The organism is Klebsiella michiganensis (assembly GCF_002925905.1).
Classification (GTDB): domain Bacteria; phylum Pseudomonadota; class Gammaproteobacteria; order Enterobacterales; family Enterobacteriaceae; genus Klebsiella; species Klebsiella michiganensis.
In genome coordinates, this window is the sequence record NZ_PRDB01000024.1 from 11,781 (window position 1) to 28,399 (window position 16,619).

The 16,619-nt window shown below is 57.2% G+C and carries 19 protein-coding genes; 3 read left to right on the top strand and 16 right to left on the bottom strand.

Annotated features, from left to right (window positions below; all coding sequences use genetic code 11):
- Nucleotides 1-21: 21 nt before the first annotated feature.
- From CDA56_RS27940 to CDA56_RS27950, 3 genes are read left to right on the top strand one after another with little or no spacing between them, the layout of a single operon-like run.
- Nucleotides 22-162, top strand: coding sequence for a GpE family phage tail protein (locus CDA56_RS27940; RefSeq protein WP_032415160.1), 141 nt, complete (start codon nt 22-24; stop codon nt 160-162).
- Nucleotides 152-2,932, top strand: coding sequence for a phage tail tape measure protein (locus CDA56_RS27945; protein ID WP_104011472.1), 2,781 nt, complete (start codon nt 152-154; stop codon nt 2,930-2,932). Before CDA56_RS27940 ends, CDA56_RS27945 begins: the two co-directional genes overlap by 11 nt.
- A gap of 14 nt (nt 2,933-2,946) precedes the next feature.
- Entirely contained in the window at nt 2,947-3,435 is a 489-nt protein-coding gene (locus CDA56_RS27950) for a phage tail protein (protein ID WP_104011473.1), read from the top strand.
- Between the two features lie 97 nt (nt 3,436-3,532).
- Here CDA56_RS27950 and CDA56_RS27955 read toward each other — a convergent pair whose 3' ends face one another.
- From CDA56_RS27955 to CDA56_RS28025, 16 genes are all read right to left on the bottom strand, one after another.
- Nucleotides 3,533-4,609, bottom strand: coding sequence for a phage tail protein (locus tag CDA56_RS27955; RefSeq protein ID WP_104011474.1), 1,077 nt, complete (start codon nt 4,607-4,609; stop codon nt 3,533-3,535).
- Nucleotides 4,610-4,688: 79 nt separating this feature from the next.
- A complete protein-coding gene (locus tag CDA56_RS27960) occupies nt 4,689-8,972 on the bottom strand; it encodes a hypothetical protein (protein WP_139536114.1) in 4,284 nt (1,427 codons plus the stop codon).
- Nucleotides 8,923-9,525, bottom strand: coding sequence for a phage tail protein I (locus CDA56_RS27965; protein WP_104011476.1), 603 nt, complete (start codon nt 9,523-9,525; stop codon nt 8,923-8,925). The genes CDA56_RS27960 and CDA56_RS27965 overlap by 50 nt, the downstream gene beginning before the upstream one ends.
- Nucleotides 9,518-10,417 (bottom strand): baseplate assembly protein, encoded by a 900-nt coding sequence (locus tag CDA56_RS27970; RefSeq protein ID WP_104011477.1) that lies wholly within the window; start codon nt 10,415-10,417, stop codon nt 9,518-9,520. The genes CDA56_RS27965 and CDA56_RS27970 overlap by 8 nt, the downstream gene beginning before the upstream one ends.
- Nucleotides 10,404-10,772, bottom strand: a complete 369-nt coding sequence (locus CDA56_RS27975) for a GPW/gp25 family protein (protein WP_104011478.1) — start codon at nt 10,770-10,772, stop codon at nt 10,404-10,406. Before CDA56_RS27975 ends, CDA56_RS27970 begins: the two co-directional genes overlap by 14 nt.
- Nucleotides 10,769-11,353, bottom strand: coding sequence for a phage baseplate assembly protein V (locus tag CDA56_RS27980; RefSeq protein WP_104011479.1), 585 nt, complete (start codon nt 11,351-11,353; stop codon nt 10,769-10,771). The genes CDA56_RS27975 and CDA56_RS27980 overlap by 4 nt, the downstream gene beginning before the upstream one ends.
- A complete protein-coding gene (locus tag CDA56_RS27985) occupies nt 11,353-11,991 on the bottom strand; it encodes a phage virion morphogenesis protein (protein ID WP_104011480.1) in 639 nt (212 codons plus the stop codon). The genes CDA56_RS27980 and CDA56_RS27985 overlap by 1 nt, the downstream gene beginning before the upstream one ends.
- Nucleotides 11,988-12,449 carry a phage tail protein gene (locus CDA56_RS27990; RefSeq protein WP_104011481.1) on the bottom strand — a complete coding sequence of 154 codons (462 nt, stop codon included), beginning with the start codon at nt 12,447-12,449 and terminating at the stop codon, nt 11,988-11,990. Before CDA56_RS27990 ends, CDA56_RS27985 begins: the two co-directional genes overlap by 4 nt.
- Nucleotides 12,446-12,703: an Rz1-like lysis system protein LysC gene (lysC, locus tag CDA56_RS31725; protein WP_419717588.1), complete on the bottom strand. Its 258-nt coding sequence runs from the start codon at nt 12,701-12,703 to the stop codon at nt 12,446-12,448. Before lysC ends, CDA56_RS27990 begins: the two co-directional genes overlap by 4 nt.
- The gene (locus CDA56_RS30800; protein ID WP_139536115.1) at nt 12,594-12,989 is read right to left on the bottom strand and encodes a DUF2570 domain-containing protein; all 396 of its coding nucleotides are present in this window, start codon (nt 12,987-12,989) and stop codon (nt 12,594-12,596) included. Before CDA56_RS30800 ends, lysC begins: the two co-directional genes overlap by 110 nt.
- On the bottom strand, nt 12,986-13,537 hold the full coding sequence (locus CDA56_RS28000) for a lysozyme (RefSeq protein ID WP_104011483.1): 552 nt from the start codon (nt 13,535-13,537) through the stop codon (nt 12,986-12,988). The genes CDA56_RS30800 and CDA56_RS28000 overlap by 4 nt, the downstream gene beginning before the upstream one ends.
- Nucleotides 13,534-13,815, bottom strand: a complete 282-nt coding sequence (locus tag CDA56_RS28005) for a hypothetical protein (protein WP_019724763.1) — start codon at nt 13,813-13,815, stop codon at nt 13,534-13,536. Before CDA56_RS28005 ends, CDA56_RS28000 begins: the two co-directional genes overlap by 4 nt.
- The gene (locus CDA56_RS28010) at nt 13,806-14,006 is read right to left on the bottom strand and encodes a tail protein X (protein ID WP_064156990.1); all 201 of its coding nucleotides are present in this window, start codon (nt 14,004-14,006) and stop codon (nt 13,806-13,808) included. The genes CDA56_RS28005 and CDA56_RS28010 overlap by 10 nt, the downstream gene beginning before the upstream one ends.
- Nucleotides 14,006-14,503, bottom strand: coding sequence for a head completion/stabilization protein (locus tag CDA56_RS28015; RefSeq protein WP_104011497.1), 498 nt, complete (start codon nt 14,501-14,503; stop codon nt 14,006-14,008). The genes CDA56_RS28010 and CDA56_RS28015 overlap by 1 nt, the downstream gene beginning before the upstream one ends.
- Before the next feature lie 102 nt (nt 14,504-14,605).
- Nucleotides 14,606-15,502 carry a phage terminase small subunit gene (gene gpM / locus CDA56_RS28020; RefSeq protein ID WP_104011484.1) on the bottom strand — a complete coding sequence of 299 codons (897 nt, stop codon included), beginning with the start codon at nt 15,500-15,502 and terminating at the stop codon, nt 14,606-14,608.
- Between the two features lie 47 nt (nt 15,503-15,549).
- Nucleotides 15,550-16,599 carry a phage major capsid protein, P2 family gene (locus CDA56_RS28025; protein ID WP_104011485.1) on the bottom strand — a complete coding sequence of 350 codons (1,050 nt, stop codon included), beginning with the start codon at nt 16,597-16,599 and terminating at the stop codon, nt 15,550-15,552.
- Nucleotides 16,600-16,619 lie beyond the last annotated feature (20 nt).

The window sequence follows — 16,619 nt, forward strand, 5'->3', positions numbered from 1 at the left end:
TTTTCTGACGTCGACGATCTGATCGCCGACATTGCAGTTATTTTTCACTGGCCGCCCTCCGAGATGTACGGCATGGAGCTGCGCGAGCTGATGGCCTGGCGCGAGAAGGCGGCCATCAGAAGCGGCAACCATGAACAGGAGGATGACGACGATGGATCTTAGTATTCGCGTTGCGTTCAGTGCCATTGACAAGCTCACCCGTCCGGTCAGTGCCGCCAGTAAAGCGATTGGCGGCCTTTCGGACTCCCTCAAGCAAACGCAGGGTTCAATCAAAGAGGTTGAGCGGCAATCTGCCGCCTTCAACCGTCTACGCGACAGCGTTAAAAAAACCTCCCGCACTATCGACGACACCACCCGCACGCTGGAAGGACTGAAGCAGGCCCAGCGGTCAGGTGCCACGCTGACGGATAAGCAACGCCAGCAGATGACCGATCTCGCGGCGAAGCTGGATCGTCTCAAAGTCCGACGCGATAAAGAGACCGAGAGTCTCCGGGGAGCCTCCGAGGCGCTCCGTCGCCACGGCGTTTCCCTTGCGGGCGGCAGTCAGACTATTGCCAGCGCCATTCGCCGAACAGAGCAATATAACCAGACCCTTGAGCGCGAACGTCGCCAGCTCGCGGCGGCCACGCAAGCGCGCATGCAGTATGACCGCGCGAAAGAGATTGCCGGCAAGATGCGTGGTGCTGGTCTGGTGATGACGGCGGCGAGTGCCGGGGCTGGCTATCTGGGCGCACGGCTGATGGCACCGCAAATCCAGACTCAGGAGCACGCCTCCGTTATTGCTGCCCAGAATGGTGAGGGTGCCGCATCCGGCGGTCGCTACTCCCGCATCATTCAGGATATTAACGCCGCTGGCGTCAGTCGCGATCTTGCCCGTATATCCGAGGCGGTGGCGGGCGTTCGCAGTACGCTGGGCGCCCTCGGCGAGGTGGGTGACGATGAGCTGACGCGTATTTCCCGCAAGGCGCTGGATCTGCAAACCGCGCTGGGCGGGGATATGACAGAGCAGATCCAGATGGCTGCAATCATGATGAAAAACGGCCTGGCCCGTAGCAGCGATGAGGCGTTCGACCTTATTACATCGGGGATGCAGCGCGTTTCAACACGGATGCGCGGCGAGATGCCGGAAATCCTTCACGAATATTCTACCCACTTCCGCAATATGGGCTTCACCGGCGCGGAAACCATGTCGCTGCTGGTCAGCATGGCGCAACAGGGTAAGTTTGCGCTGGACAAGACCGGGGATGCGATCAAGGAGTTTTCGATCCGTGGCTCCGATATGTCAAAGAACAGCGTCAGCGCCTATAAGGCGATCGGCCTTGATGCGGCTGTCATGTCATCGGCTATAGCCACGGGCGGCGAAAGCGCGCGCAAGGCGATGGAGAAGACGGCAAAAGGACTGCTGTCTATTCAGGATCCAGCGACGCGGGCTAATGCCGCGATTTCGCTTTTTGGTACCCCGATTGAAGACCTGTCTATCGATCAGATCCCGGCGTTTCTTTCGGCGCTGGCGAACGTCTCTAATCGTCTCGGCGATACCAGGGGAAGCGCCGACAGGCTGGGTGATACCCTGCGCGATAACCTGCCCGGAGATATCGGCAAGCTGGGCGGCGCATTTGACGGTCTGCGCACGGAGGTGCTGACGGGGATGGATGGCAGTCTCAGGATAATCACGCAGACGCTGACCACGTTTGTTAATCATCTTCGCGAATGGGCGAGCGAAAACCCGGAACTGACACAAACACTCGTCCTTGTCGCTGCGGCGCTGGTTGCTCTTACAGGGGCTATTGGTGTAGCCAGTCTCGCCGTCAGTTTCTACGTTGGCCCCTTTGCGAAACTGAGGCTGGCAATTCAAAACATCGGGTTGTCTTCAATTACCGCAACTTCCAGTGTCGCCAGGCTCAATCTGGTGCTTTCCGGGATGCGCGTTATTCTTGCCACCCTGCTGGGCCTTCCCGGCCTGATTGCGCTGGCGTTTGTTGCTGCTGGGTTAGTGATCTGGAAATTCTGGGAGCCCATTAAAGCATTCTTTGGTGGATTTCTTAGCGGAGTCTGGGATGGACTAACCCCACTCAGGAATGCATTTTCAGCACTGGCGCCCGTTTTTTCAGTGCTGGGTGATGGCATTAAGGCGATATGGGGATGGTTTAAGAATTTACTCTCTCCAATGCAGACCAGTAAAGACACGCTGGATAAATGCGCCAGTGCTGGAAAAACTTTTGGTGAAATTCTCGGTACCGCTCTTAATTTGCTTTTCACCCCATTGCGCTTGCTAACACAAGGCGTTTCCTTGCTTCTTGAAAAACTTGGCGCGATCCCTTCCAGTCTTGATGCAGCCAAAGCTAAGGCCAATAGCATCACAACCAAGCCCCCCACATCATGGGAGTGGGATCCCAAACAGAAAAAGATGGTGCAGAAGGAATGGGGTTGGTCACCTGTTATGTGGGAATGGGACCCGAAACAGAAAAAAATGGTTAAAAAAGAATGGAAACCATCTGTTTCATCTCCCTCCTCGCCTCTCGGTGGTAATGGCGGAGGAGTTCAGGGACACCTGAAAAACATCGAGACGAATACCAAAGCTACGGCCAACAACACGAAGAAAGTTGGCCCTGGCGATATTGTTTTTAAAAACCTGCCGCGTGCACTTGCGCTGCGTGGTGCCTATCAGGAAGCGCGGGTTATTCCGCAACCTGTGCCGCGCGTGTCTGCTGCTGCGGCCGGTGGTGTTCTGTCGGTACCGACGGCGACACAGGGGGCAACATCTGCGCCGGTCGCTGCCTCGTCGGGTGCTGCGCCGTTCTTCCAGCTGGTCTTTAACGACGTCGGCAAACGCTCGGATCAGGAGCTTGAAAAAATGGTTCGCAACGCTGTGCGTGATGCGATGGCCAGCACCCGCAAAGCTAACCGTGGTTCATACCGCGATCGGGAATAAAGGGGATTATCACTATGATGATGGTATTCGGGATGTTTGTTTTTACGCTGCGCACTGTCCCGTATCAGCAGCTTCGGCACTCGCAGGAGTGGCGACACGTTAAAAATGACCGGGTTAATCAGTCGGCGGCCTGGCAGTATATCGGGCCGGGTGACGATACGATCACCCTTGACGGTGTGCTATACCCGGAAATCACCGGCGGGCGGTGGTCACTGTCGGCGCTGGAGACAATCGGCTTTGCCGGTCGCCCCTGGCCGCTGATTGAAGGTGACGGGCAGATTTACGGGATGTACGTAATGACGCGGCTGGAGCGGGGAAAGACGGAGTTTGATCGCTACGGCAACCCAAAAAAGATTGAGTTCACGATCAGCCTGAGTCGCGCGGATGCAGATTTTCGCGAGAAGCTACAGACGTCCTCGGTCAGTGACGTGCTGGATGATCTCAAAACCAGCGCAACCAAAGCCGTTAACTCGGTATCAAACTCCCTCGGCAGCCTGTTTTAACCAGCAAAAAGCCCCTCATCGAGGGGCTTTGTTATACCGGCAAACATCGCCATTTTTGACCATGCTGCAGCACTGTCATTTTCGACGTTACTCGATACTACGCCACCCTCGCCCAGCACATCAGCAGGGTGTGGGCTTCCACCACGCTGAACGATTTACCCTCGCCGAGGTTGGCGGTTTTGCCGGTTGTCGAGTGTTTATGCGGCGGAATAACAACGTCATGCGAGTGCGCAGGCGCATCACTGGTCAGGTTAAAATTAGCGTCCTTCTGGTTATCCGTGCCGTGCGTCCCTTCCCGCCACTGTTCACCCGGCGCACCGTCACCGCCCTGGTGGTTATGCGCCCCATTTTCCGCTGTAGTCAGTGTTTGCTCAGGCTGCTCGCTGGTTTCGCCGCTCACATCAATCTGCACGGCGGGCAGGTTGGCACGTTCAATGGTCACAGTATCGCTGCCGCCTGTCGTGGCAACGTCCGAACCGTCAGCCTTGCCGACGCGGATCGTTTTGTTTTCGCCGGTATAAACCCACTTCGACCACGGATAACGCTCGTTAGGGTTAACGTTCTGCGCGTAAAACTTCACCGTGCCGACCGGGTTTTCATCCTCCCAGAAATCACGCTTTGCCGCTGCAATAGCGTCAGAAATAGCCTGCTGAACATTCGTATTCAGCGAACCAGTCACCTCATCGGTGTAATCTTTCGCTTCGCTTTTGGCGCGGGCAACCTCTTCCACCGTTGCCATAATAACGGACGGGTCGGCCTTCAGCTCCACGCTGGCAGTATTGCTGACGGCTATCCACAAATTGACCGCCTGGAATCGGCCAGCCCCTTCAGCCAGTAAAGGCTTGTACGACTCCGGCATGTTTGCCACCGCCAGACAATTGCCATCCTCATCATAAAGCGCCGCTTCGCGGAGCCAGAATCCGCCTACCTGCGGAGGGATCAGCAGTTCCGCGCGTATGACGTTATTTGCCTGGTCTGCAATCACCACGCGGTTAAGTCTGGAGCGGTACAATTCATTAATCAGGCCGGGCTGCTCACTGGAGGGAGTTGGGAGCGTGCCACCTCCGTCACCAATAGCCATCTCAGCAAATCCCACGGGAATGCCAGATAGTGCGGCTGCGGCCAGTTTTTCCACTCCCGCGGCTGTCAGTATGGCAGTGTATTTTTTAGTCATTGATTTTACCCCGGGTCATTCAGATTCTTGCGCCAGTACCTTTAACGTGGACCGTCCATTCATCCATGACCTCAGTTCATTAAATGTTGTAGTACAGCCAGATATCCGCCAGCGTCGTTGCCACAAAACTGATGTCCTGCAGCGACTGGCCCGCAGATGTTGTCCCGTCAAAATTATAAAAACGCAGTGGGAACCCAGGGCGCGGTCCGTACTGGGTTTTCATTACATCGACCAGAGCTGACGTCAGATTTAATGCCGACGGACGTTCCGACAGAATCAGCGGCATCATCGCGAACGAAATGGTGTTCGCACTCCCCCTGCGACTCTCTGAAATGCAGTAATCAATTTCATTAAACCCGCCACCTCCCGTTGCGGCCTGCAGCGCCAGATTCACACAATCAAATTTCGGCACTCTCCCCAGCAGCCTGCACGCGATAACATAGTTATTCGCTGCAAACAGCTGGTAGTGCAGATACCTGCCGGTTGATGGGCGTTCTGACGGACCGTCCGTGATAATGCCCTCAGCCTTCATGAATCCATCGCGATTAGTCAGCAGTGCTTCAATGCCGTTAAACGCAGACAGATACGAGCCGTCAGTATCCAGACCGGCATGGATGGCCAGCGCAAAAACGCGCAGCGCCGTTGCGTTACTGTTGGACGGCCCGGAATTTTTTTGCCGCCCGTCAACCGGGACTCCGCCATACGTCTGGTAATGGGCAAGGATGGCGTCGGCGTAGCTTTTAATGGCGGCTTTCAGCTCTGTAACCTTAGCTGTGCCACCTGCCGAAACGGAAAGGTCATACAGGTACTGCCAGACCGGGACGACAAGCCGGGACGAAAACTGCATCGGCAGTGAGCCACTGGTCCACAGCGGGCCAACCTCCGTCATGGTTCCCCATCGGGCTGTCATGTAAGCCTTAAAAGCAAAGTAAACTGCATCCAGGGTGCTTTTCCCGGTTTTTACCAGCTTCATTACCTCCCAGGTGTATGAGTGGAACAGTTTGGTGGTACTGGTTCCCCCGCCGTACGGCGTGGCGGCGGCACTGTTAAACCATTCCATTGTCCCCGAGACGTGGCAAACTATCCAGTCCATGACATCGCGACGCCTGACAGCCGGAAACCCGCACTCTCCAATGAACCCGGCAGGCAGGTTCTGCGTCAGGTTGACAATTTCACGCGCGGTTGTCCCGGATGCGGCACTCGTCACCGAAGTTTCCATATCGATCCAGAACTCATGGGACCAGGTCCAGTTTTTCGGCACAGTCCAGCCAGTAAATGATGCATCGCTCACTGAGGTAAACTGCCAGCCCGCATACATCCGGGTGGTGGTGGGTGACGGCGTCAGGATAATCGCTCTCATCGGTCGGTTCGGACCATATGTTGTGCCGTCACGGTGTGTATCACCGTTTGCAGAAACCAGTGTTACCGACAGGCGTTTTCCGCTGGTTTCGTCGTCGTGATAAACCGTCATGGCCGCGGCATCATAGGTGTATGCACCGTCGAGAAAGTTGATGCGCGATGTGACGCCGTATAACGTGGATGCTGGCAGTTCTACGGTGCTGGTTGTCATGACGTAGATCCGGCATTTACCGCCGCTGAACAGGCGAACCCGGACAAGTGAACGCAATGCCTCATCGGGTACGGAACCCTCCCCCATATTCACTGTGGTAATTTCCACTTCGGTGAATACCGGCCCGCTGCTGACCAGTCTTATGCGAGGGCGCAGGCTGATCAGCGGTTCACTGACTGTGCTGCCGGATGCGTAGGCAAAATGCAGCTCATGAGCAATATTATGCCGCGTTCCTGACGGGTCCGTTACTGCTGTCAGCAAAAATGCCTGTGAGGCGTTAAATTCCCAGACATACCCCCCAACGCTGATAGTGTAGCCATTCGCGGAAGGTACCAGGCCTGGATAGTATCCGCTGCGGATGCTCTTCCGATACGCACGGACTTCATAAAATTTCTGTGCGCCTGCGGCGATACTGTCCCGAATGAAGATCGAGCCTGACGCCAGGGATTTATCCTGGTGGCGACCACGATTAATCCCGGTGCGAATATTGGGGTGAAACTCATCAGCAAACTGACACTCAAATACGTTTCCATCCATATCCATGACGTCCAGAGCATTTGTATCAGGAACGGCCCCTGCCGGGAAACTGACTTTTAGCTGAACCGGCATATTCGTCATATCCACGGAAGTGGCGTTCATGACATCAGCGCCAAGTCGGATGAAATCGCCCCGCAGAGCATCAGGTAAAGATTGCCTGTAGCAGACATCGATGCTGCCGCTCAGCGCATAGCGTTTACCGCTGTAGGTGAACGCAGGGGCATCCAGCGTGTAATCCCCTGCATCAAGACTGAAACTGAAGAAGTCCTGATAGCCCCGGTACGTTTTCAGCGTCCCGGTGTAGGCCATAAAGAGGCACTCATCTGCATACTCAACCAGCCAGTCTCTGACAGAATCGTCAATGTCCGTGGCGGAAACACCGTACCCCGCCGCAGCCAGGTCCGTGAGCATAACGGAAAACTGAATGGTATTGGCGACTGTAGATGCGGAGACGGCCGTCTGGGTCGTGGTCGATCCGTTAACTGTTGCAACCGGCACAAAAAGACCGGACGTGTCCATGACACGAAAATCACTCAGATCAACTTCCAGCCCAAAACCTGCGGGCAGCACATACCGCACCCGGACAAGAGACGAACTTAACTCAGCGCGGGAATGGAATGTGAGGTCATCCAGTGTGAACGGGCGAAATTTAGACGTGATCGTACCGTTTTCAAGTCGGCTTGACCCGCCCGGCCAGTAAAGCCGGGCTACAGTGATCCCGGCCTTGCTGATCGTGGTTGTATGAACTGCGCCTGTTGCGTCAAGCTGAGATGCCTGAGCCCCGATGGTCACCATCCCCGGCTCCGGAAGCGAAAACCCGCCAGAGGCCAGAGCAAGCGTGGTCGCCCTGACGGTATTTTGCTCACGTATTCTCTGTGATGCGGTGCGGGATATCGCCGCCAGATTGACCTTGGGAATGTCCGGCGCACTGTATGCCGATGCGGAAATAGTGACATTCGCTCCGGCAATAACTGTGGCAGCACCGGCTGGCACGACAGCAAAGTTAATGGCGGCGCGAGCGGCGACGGAGGTGACTTTGTACCAGAAAAAGAGATTATCCAGCCCGCTCAGATATCGCTGAACTCCCTCTTTTGTCAGTTCATACCCGGCCGCCGTAATATCTGCGTTTGGAATGACAAGTTGAATGCCGCCGGCGCTGTGTGACGACACTGATTTTGCTGTCGCGAACGGCGCAGCAAACTGCGTGACGGCAGCCCACATGCCTGTTTTGTCAAACACGTTGGCCTGGTATACATTCAGCTCCTGAGACGACAAATCCAGCTTCAGAACAGCACGGACAACGCCGGACTCGGCGATAAAGTCAGAAACCGGCAGCCCAAAGAAATCCCGTTGAACATAGTGTGTTGTCAGTATGCCTGATGACAATGATTCTCCGGGTAACAGCAACAGATCGAGTGCAGTGCTGCCGGAAAAATCCTTTACAGTCACATGCTGCGGATTGGATGTATCAGCATTTACTACTGAATCAAAGATTATGAGCCCGGAATTATCCAGAGAAAGCCCGGATTCGCCGGTTGAATTAATGGTGATCTTCGAGCGCTGGTAAACGCTGCGCAACGATTCAGCCAAATCATTAGCGCTGGCCATGACGCGGCTGACGTTATCCTCATCCCCTTCAAGATTGTTTTGCACAAGTTCCCGCAAGATGGACAGAGAATCCGCTGATGACAGGCTCCGCCCGGTGGCTACCAGCGTACCGCCGTTATTGATGTACTCATCTGCCAGTGTTTCATCTGCAGTGTTCATTACCCAGCATCTGGAGCCATCGAGGATAGTTCCTGCCTCTACATTATTTTGGGCTACAGATAACGATGGAAATTCCCTGACGCTGTGAGTTATAGCCCCGCGTCCAAGGAGTGCCGTAAAGGGGGTAGCCGATCCTGAGTCATTCAGATAATAAATATACGCAAGTTCATCGCTCAAATTCTGAGCGACTCGAAACATTTTCCCGGTTGGGGTGTTCGCCAGCCCACTAATTGTTCCATCAGGGTCTGATTCTGATTTAAAAAAAGTATACTCACGGTAATCTGACATGCTCTCGATTAGCATTTTCAGGAACTGCGTGCGGTCAGCCAGCTGCTTTGCCTGAATATTGGCAACGCCGCCGGTTCCTCCTTCAACCCTATCCGCGCGGGAGACTTGATAGATAAAATCAGCCCAACTGATTGCTTCTGAAATATTCATATTACTTTCCTGAAAAATACACGCTGCCGAAGAAATACTGCTGTGCGTCATAGTGAATGCTGTCGTCAGGTTTATATCCCGGCGGATAAACGCTGATAACGTCACCATCAAATAAGGCCAGTCCCGTCCAGATATCCCCGCTGGAGCTGGTCGATATGGTCATTCGGGATAAATGTCTGCTGACCGGTTTTGCATCGCCGATCAATCGGTTGAGTTCGTCCAGTGTTTTTGGCGTGATGCCAACATCATTCACGTCCACCTCAAGCCTGAATGTTCCAGGCTCGTCGCCGACGTCGAACCACTCCGCAAACGTGGCGGAAAACCCCATATCCTCTATCACCCGACGCACAGCGGCGCGAGTGCCTTTACGGCGATGCAGCCAGTAGGACTGCTGAATAGCTGCCACTTTTTTAGCGGCGGGCCAGCTTTTGTCCCACCGGTCCACGGACAGAGCCCAGGCCAGATAGGGTAGTAAATCGACCGGGCAGGCGGTCGGCGTCCACAGCGTGCGAAGCGCCACCGTAATAGCCGACAGTCTGGCCGATGCGCTCTCGGCACTGCGCATCCATGCCGTTGAAGAGGGCGGGAGAAGTGAGCTATTCATCTGTCCCGCCGTTGTCCACGGTGTAACCGGTATTGCGCGCGGCCTGGGTGTTATCGATCTGCAGATCAGCGGCGGGCGTATTGATCACGACGCGCTGTACCCCCTGAACGTGCAGGGCCGCCGAGATAGCAGAACGCACAATATCGCGACCAATTTTCTTATCGTTATCCGCAAGAAACACCTGAAGTGATGCCATTGCCGCGTTAATAATCGGCTCCGACTCCGGGCCGGGATAGAGGTACAGCGTGGCGTCAATCTCGTACCCGACAATCTCCGCGCTTTGCACCGTCACCCTGTCCCCCAGGGGGCGCACTTCCTCGTCGTTGACGGCGGCGGCAACGGCGGCCAGCAGTTCCGCCGACGCGGTGCCATCCCCTTCAGTGGACAATACTGCCACCACCACTTCAGCCGGTGACGGGCTGGTTGCTCGCGCGTCAGAGACCTGGCCGCTGGCGCTGCGCGCAAAATACTCATACGCTGCTGACGGCCCGGCAACGCTCATCCCCTCAAACGCGGCCTGCGCGCGCAGGCGCAGCGCTTCATCGCTTTCCGTTACTGCGTCGGTGGTGTCGGTTGCCGCCGTGATGGTGAGGCGTTCCGTGTCCAGATTAGCCGCGATATTATCCAGATCGTCGCCAGTCGCATGACTGAGCATGCAGGCGGCCGCACCCTCGTTGATACGCTGGCGTAGCAGTAGCTCACGGTACGCCATCGCCTGGGCGATGATGTTCAGCGGCTCTGATTCCAGACCCAGCGCAGCGGCAACGGCTGACTGCTCGTCTTCCGGAAATGCCGCCACCATGACCGCCTTGACAGCGACGAGAATCGTCTCGTAATCGAGCTCTTCGATAATGGTCGGCGATGGAAGTTGGGACAGGTCAATTGTCGGCATCGGTACTACTCCTCAATGACACCGCGCGGGTGCTTTTTTCCATCGTCTCGGTCAGCATCCCGGACATCTCAGCAGTCACCGCGCCACTGGCGGAGTACGTCACATTGATGGTGTCCAGTACAATCCGCGGCTCCCACGCCGCCAGCGCTATCACCGCCGCGCTCATCAGTTGCAGGCGGGTGACGTCGTTTTGTGGGCTGTCGATAAGATCAGGGCACAACGAGCCGTAGTTACGGCGCATCAGACGACTGCCGACCGGCGTCAGCAGAATGTCGTTAACCGACTGCCACACATGATCTTCATCAGTCAGGGTGCCGGTGCCGGCAGCGTTCATACCGCGATAGCGTTCTGTCATTTTGTGCCCACCGTCCAGTCGCCGCCGCGCTCAACCTCGCCGTGATTGTGGTCATCCACCTGCACGCCGTTAGACCTGAACGCCCCGCCGGTGTGATTGAAATTGCCGCGCATCTCCCCGCCCTCGGAAATATCAAGATTTTTCGCACGCAACAGGTTGGTACAGTCCACCTCCGGCGTGTCCAGCGTGATTTTGACTGACGCCTCAACCACGGCAGATTTAATCCCCTTCACCTGCAATGCGCCCGCCTCCGCGTCATAGCGAAACTTCGCCCCGTCAGGTGCGGTCACCACCATCTCATTGCGCGATGCGCCAGGGGCCGGATTGTCGTCGCTGTACAGGCTGCCGCCGATAAAGGCAACGTCGGTCTTGCCGCCCAGACACAGGAACCAGACCTGCTCGCCAATAGATGGCGGTACCCAGACCTTAAACGCACCGGCGCGCTGCGCTGTCCAGCGCAGCCAGGTAGTCTCCAGCCCGCCGCTTTGCACGCGAACGCGCGCGTTTTTCTCGTCGATCTCCGTCACCGTGCCGGTGCGGGCGATGTTCTCCAGCAGGCGAAGCAGTTCGGCGAACTCCATCAGCGCCCCCCTAGCGAGTTGATCACGTGACGGAAAATGGCTGTTCGATCGGCTTTACTCAGGCCCAGCAGCTCACGGCGTGGATAGTCCGCCATCGCGCCGCTGTCATTAATCCGATCGCGTAGCCCTTCCTGATGCGCCCTGGCGATACGGGCAGCTACGCCGGAGTAACCCACCTCAACACCATCGGCGGTGGCGCGAGCCTTCAGGAATTTCGCGGTACGCAGACGACGAAACATCGGCTCGGCGGTAGTGGTATTGCGGCGCGTCTCGCTCAGGTTGATATCGAGATAGCGCTCAATGTCCTCGCGATAGAATGACCGCTGCGCCCCGCGCTCCACGTCAAAGCCGCTTAATATGCGCCCTCGCTTGCTGCGGGTTGTGCGCCAGTTGCGCAGGTTTCTTTCCTGTCCCTGCCACATAAATTTAATGCCCGCGCGCGCACGCAGCACCTTGCGGCGACGGCCTTCATATTTCGTGCCATCCGGATCTTCCTGCTTGCCGATGCGCCGGCTCTGGCTCTGGCGCAGCATCGTGGCCATCCCTCTGGCCATGCGCAGGCGGCCTTGTACGGACGCCCCCTCCAGAATGGCCGCAAACACCTCATCCAGCTGATGAAATGACGGATCGTTACTCATACCAGCGCGCCTCCGGACTCCGGATCAAAGACCGTCTCCCACTCGCCACCGTTGAAGCGCGGGCGGGACTCGGCGAGGTGCTCCGCCCTCGGCGTGCCGAATGCGTCATTTGTCACTATGACGCGCTCCCAGACCGGCACCTTAAACAGAATGTCGGCGACGTCGTCATTGACGATATCGGCGTCAAACTCCACCTTGCGGTTATTGTCGGGATTCAGCAGCAGGTCTGGCTGCTGCTGCCAGACCCACGCCAGCAGCGGCAGCATCAGATCATCGATCTGGCCGGGGAAATCCATCGCCAGCACCTGAATGGTGTAGTGGTACATGAACGACGCTTCTCCGGTCGCTTCGATCTGAATGTGACCTTTCTCCACCCAGACCGTGATTTGTTCCGGGTTGGCTTTGCACCAGGTGTTACCGGCAATCAGCGCGGCGCGTAGTAGTTCGGCTTTTTTCACTTTATCCCCCTGGCTATGCGCCGCAATTCCAGTTCACGGATCCCCGCCTTATCGGCGTTGCAGGTATCCAGCGCGTCAAGTAATGAATCTGTCCAGACAGCCAGCCCGCCCCACGTCATCGGCCTGGCCGGTGGTGGCGGGACGTCAGTTTTTGCCGTCAGGCTTTCGGGTAAGGGCTCCTGAATAATCAGCGGTGCTGACCTCTTCGGCTCGTTGGTACAGGCTGTCAGCGCCAGCAACAGGCAAAGGAGCAACGGCGCAGCCGTTACCGGCCAGTGCGGTTTTGATGTTTTCACGTCGGTGCTCTCCCGTTACGGTGCGCTGCTGGTTTAGTTTCTTCAGCCCGGCTTCCACCTGACTGACGTCCTGGCGTAGCGCCCTGACCTCGGTCAGCAAATCGCCGGTCTGTTTCAGCTGTCCCTTGGTACTGGTCAGCGATTGCTCTGCCTGCTCGCGTTTATGGCTTTGCCAGGCAAACCCACTGACGGCGGCAATCAGCAGAACAAACATCACGATGGCAAGAATGGCAGTCGCTTTCATTTCGCCCCCTTCAGTGCCGGATCTGATAAGCACCACGCCTGAAAATCCACCCGCCGGTTAACCAGTCCCTGCGAGCGTTTCCCGGCGGAGTTCACAAAGTCCGTCAGTCGCTCGCAAACGCCCTTCCAGTTACCCGCCTGCGCATGGCGCCAGAGGGTGGTTCGCACCTTCTGGCCTTTGCTGTTGGTGTACCAGCCCAGACCGGTGCAGCCGACGTTAAACGTGCCGTCGGTCATGCTTTCGAAAACCTTCTGCGGTGCGGCGGTGCCGTTAAACTCGCGGTTCGTGCATTTTTCGGCGCGTATCAGATCGTTAACCCAGCGCTCGGCGATCTCGCCCTCGGCGTACTGGCGATTTTCTACCTTTGAGGTGGAGCCAATGCCCACCGTCAGCACGCCCGCCGGGCAGTAATACGGGGTCTTGCGACAGTCCTCATACTTCGCCATTTTCAGCTGTGCTTCCGGGCTGGTTCGCAGCGCCTGCGGCCATAGCGTGGCGGCCAGCGAGATGATCGCGGCGGTTGAGCAGGCAATAATGCGTTTTTTCATCGCGGTGCCTCCCGGATGGTGCGGATCAGCTCTTTAACGTCCTGGCGGTTCTCGGTGTCGTCGCGGATGGCGTCGATCAGTTCGTTCAGCAGCGTGTTGTTGGTCTCCTGAATACGCGCCATCCGGCGGCGGTGCATCTCGCCCAACGCAGCGGCGGCGATACCAATCAGAATGCCGGCGGCGGTGAGCCAGTCCTTTTGCGTCATGACGCCAACGCCCGTCAGAAACGTTGACCAGGAGTACGTCACGCCATTCCAGATGCGGTTAATCAGGTCCATAGCTGTACGGTCTCCTGCGTCGCGGTGCTGCTGATTTCCGGCAGTTCCACCACCTGGCCGGCGTCGAGAAATATCTGACCGGCCAGCGCTTTGTTAGCGGCGAGGACGATCTCAGTCACGCCCTGTGTGGTGCCGTAGTGCCGCTGGCACAGCAAATCCACGGTATCGCCCTGCAATGCCTGAACTTTCATCAGAACGCCTCCGCAGTGTTGCGTACGGCGCCGCGAATATCGGATATCGCCCAACGTGCATCACGCCACATATCATCGGCCTGTGAAGCCAGCGCGACGGCGCGTTTCTCACCTGCATCGCCGGTGGTGTCCACATCCCGGTTAGTGCCGAGGATGTGCGCCCTGGCGATGCTGAATACCGCCCGGCGGAAGCGATGAACCTTCACGCTTTCTCCGTTCACCTCGACCGCTGGCACATCAGCCAGTCGGGTATACCCCGCCGCCAGCTGGATTGACTGCCAGTCAGCCAGTTGATCGAGGGTGTGGGACACGCCTTCAATAACGGCTTGCTTCAGGCGCGAGGTTGTCACTGCGCCATTGATGCGCATTTCCATGCGCACATCGCTCAGGGCGATTTCCGGCCAGAACGTTCCGGCAGTGACTTTCTCGCCACCATCGTCAGTGTCTGGTACATCCTCCGAAGAGGGGATAACAGTGCGACCGGCTACAAGGCTCATCGCGTCATCTCCTGAATAGGTGGCGGTGAGCGGACGGAGAAAAGCAAACGCCATGCGTTGCAAATCTCCGCCCGCGCCGCCAGCGCACGGGGCGCAAGTCGGTTATTTTTTGGCGGCAGGCGTTTTTCTGGCTGTTGTTTTGCGCGCTGCCGTTTTACGGGTTGTGCTTTTGCGGGTGGTTCTGGTTGCTGCGGCGCTGGCCACTGCCGCCGGTTCTGAGGGTGCTGCAGCTTCGCCTGCACCCGCGCTGTCCGCTGCGGTGCCTCCGGCAGCATCGCCAGCGCCATCGGAACCATCGGTGCTATCAGCCCCGTCGGCACCTGTCTGTGCGGCGGCTTTTTTCACCACACGAGCCAGCCGGTCGATCTCTTTTTTCACCCCGGCGCCCGCATCGAGCGTCAGCGCCTGGCGCAGTAACTCCAGCGCGGCCGCCTGCTCTTCAGTTGTGCCATTACGCAGCGCAAAGGCGCGTACTTTGCAGAGCTTGGCGCGAACCACGTCGGGCATATCACTGTCGGCAGTGAACTCCGCCACTTCATCGAGTACCGCCAGATATGGCGTGACGTCGGTGGTGTCGTCTGCCTTGACCTGCACCAGAATCGGATCGCAAATCTCATCGACCAGAACGGTAGCGGCGGTACGGTTGAAGCGGTCAGGCATCAGCAGGCCGTGCGTGACGACGTAGCGACCAATGCGGGCAGCCAGCGCGTAATCACCGGCATCAATCGCCCAGACCATCAGGGTGACAATCACCTCATCCTGTCGGCCACTGTCGCCGTCAAGCGTGCCCTCGATCCAGCCCTCGTAATGCGGCAGCAACTGCCGTTTCATGGCCGCTTTCGCCTGGTCAGACTGCACTCGCTTCAATGCACTCTGATCCATGCGCAGCCGGTGCATGATTTGCTCGTGCACCGTTCTGGCTGTATCCGAAAGATCGTCGGTTTTGCCATGGCGCTCAGCCATGACCTTCTGAAAATGTTTTTGTGCCGGTGTCAGCATTATCTCTTCCCCGAATAACGGCGGGCCGGAGCCCGCCCTGTGCACAGTTACTCGCCGCCTTCTGCTTTTTCAGCGAAGGTGATGCCGTCGATAAAGGCCACCGCGCCGTAATCCTCAACAATGAAGTCATCGTTAGAGGACTGATACGTTGCCACGCGGTTGTATTCCGGCTCCTCTTTGATCGTCCGGCGCAGACCACCGCGCTGGTAGTAGATCGAGAGGTTTTTAAACGGCGTGATGAGGATGGCGTTACCCGGCATGTAAGGCGCGATAAAGGTCGGCATGTTGCCTACGCGTTCCTGCGCCACAATCAGCTGACCGGCCAGCATTTCGGTGTTCGGGTTGGTCTGACTCATGGCGTTGATGGTCGGGAAATTGCTGGTTGTCAGCAGATCGCCGGACAAAATCACCACGTTGTCAGGGTTACGCTTATGCCATTCGTCCATGAGGCTGTTTTTAGCGTCATAGACCGCCGCCGCTACGTTGCCATAGGTGCCCTGGGCGACAATGGCGTTGTTCTGGTCACGCGAGGTGATCGTCACGCCGGTAATGCGACGGTGTGCAGCTTCATTACGAATTTTTTGCAGCCAGCCGATGCCGCAGTCCTGCAACAGCGGATTCGCTGCGCGGTCTGACGGGTCGGCGTAGCTGGTACCGTTAAAGCCGATCATGATGCGGTCGAGCGACATCTGACGGGCCATAGCAGAACTGATAAGCGGCTGGAAGTTCGGCTGATGCGCCCACGCATCCATTTGCGCGTAGCTGACGGCGTAGTCGTAGTTGGTTTTACGGCACAGATAGTTGTACGGATCCATCCTGTCGTTAGCGCCGGGATTGCGGCGGTTGGTGGTGCTGTTGTTGACGCCCGCCAGCGGGCCTTTGCTGCCGATCAGGATTTTCTGGCCGATCTGCTCTTCCACGCCAAAGACGTTAATCAGCTTCAGAAAGGCATCATCCTGCTGAGCGGCCGCTTCAAGGCGCTGCTGTACAGTCGGGTCAACGCTGAACTGTGCCGCAACGGCAGCGGCGCTGACGCCGTTAAGCTGTGCCTGGCGGGCAACGTAGCTGTCAAACAGCTTACGGGTAGGGTTTCTCATGTGCGGGATCTCTCGTTATG

Excerpts from the sequence above, each read along its gene's own strand:
- CDA56_RS27975 (WP_104011478.1), bottom strand. The coding sequence starts at position 10,772 with ATGACAGAACGCTATCGCGGTATGAACGCTGCCGGCACCGGCACCCTG.
- CDA56_RS28000 (WP_104011483.1), bottom strand. The coding sequence starts at position 13,537 with ATGAAAAAACGCATTATTGCCTGCTCAACCGCCGCGATCATCTCGCTG.
- CDA56_RS27970 (WP_104011477.1), bottom strand. The coding sequence starts at position 10,417 with ATGCCGACAATTGACCTGTCCCAACTTCCATCGCCGACCATTATCGAA.
- CDA56_RS27945 (WP_104011472.1), top strand. The coding sequence starts at position 152 with ATGGATCTTAGTATTCGCGTTGCGTTCAGTGCCATTGACAAGCTCACC.
- CDA56_RS30800 (WP_139536115.1), bottom strand. The coding sequence starts at position 12,989 with ATGAAAGCGACTGCCATTCTTGCCATCGTGATGTTTGTTCTGCTGATT.
- CDA56_RS28005 (WP_019724763.1), bottom strand. The coding sequence starts at position 13,815 with ATGGACCTGATTAACCGCATCTGGAATGGCGTGACGTACTCCTGGTCA.
- CDA56_RS28015 (WP_104011497.1), bottom strand. The coding sequence starts at position 14,503 with ATGAGCCTTGTAGCCGGTCGCACTGTTATCCCCTCTTCGGAGGATGTA.
- CDA56_RS27955 (WP_104011474.1), bottom strand. The coding sequence starts at position 4,609 with ATGACTAAAAAATACACTGCCATACTGACAGCCGCGGGAGTGGAAAAA.
- CDA56_RS27985 (WP_104011480.1), bottom strand. The coding sequence starts at position 11,991 with ATGAGTAACGATCCGTCATTTCATCAGCTGGATGAGGTGTTTGCGGCC.
- CDA56_RS27980 (WP_104011479.1), bottom strand. The coding sequence starts at position 11,353 with ATGGAGTTCGCCGAACTGCTTCGCCTGCTGGAGAACATCGCCCGCACC.
- CDA56_RS27965 (WP_104011476.1), bottom strand. The coding sequence starts at position 9,525 with ATGAATAGCTCACTTCTCCCGCCCTCTTCAACGGCATGGATGCGCAGT.
- CDA56_RS27950 (WP_104011473.1), top strand. The coding sequence starts at position 2,947 with ATGATGATGGTATTCGGGATGTTTGTTTTTACGCTGCGCACTGTCCCG.
- gpM (WP_104011484.1), bottom strand. The coding sequence starts at position 15,502 with ATGCTGACACCGGCACAAAAACATTTTCAGAAGGTCATGGCTGAGCGC.
- CDA56_RS28025 (WP_104011485.1), bottom strand. The coding sequence starts at position 16,599 with ATGAGAAACCCTACCCGTAAGCTGTTTGACAGCTACGTTGCCCGCCAG.
- CDA56_RS28010 (WP_064156990.1), bottom strand. The coding sequence starts at position 14,006 with ATGAAAGTTCAGGCATTGCAGGGCGATACCGTGGATTTGCTGTGCCAG.
- CDA56_RS27960 (WP_139536114.1), bottom strand. The coding sequence starts at position 8,972 with ATGACGCACAGCAGTATTTCTTCGGCAGCGTGTATTTTTCAGGAAAGT.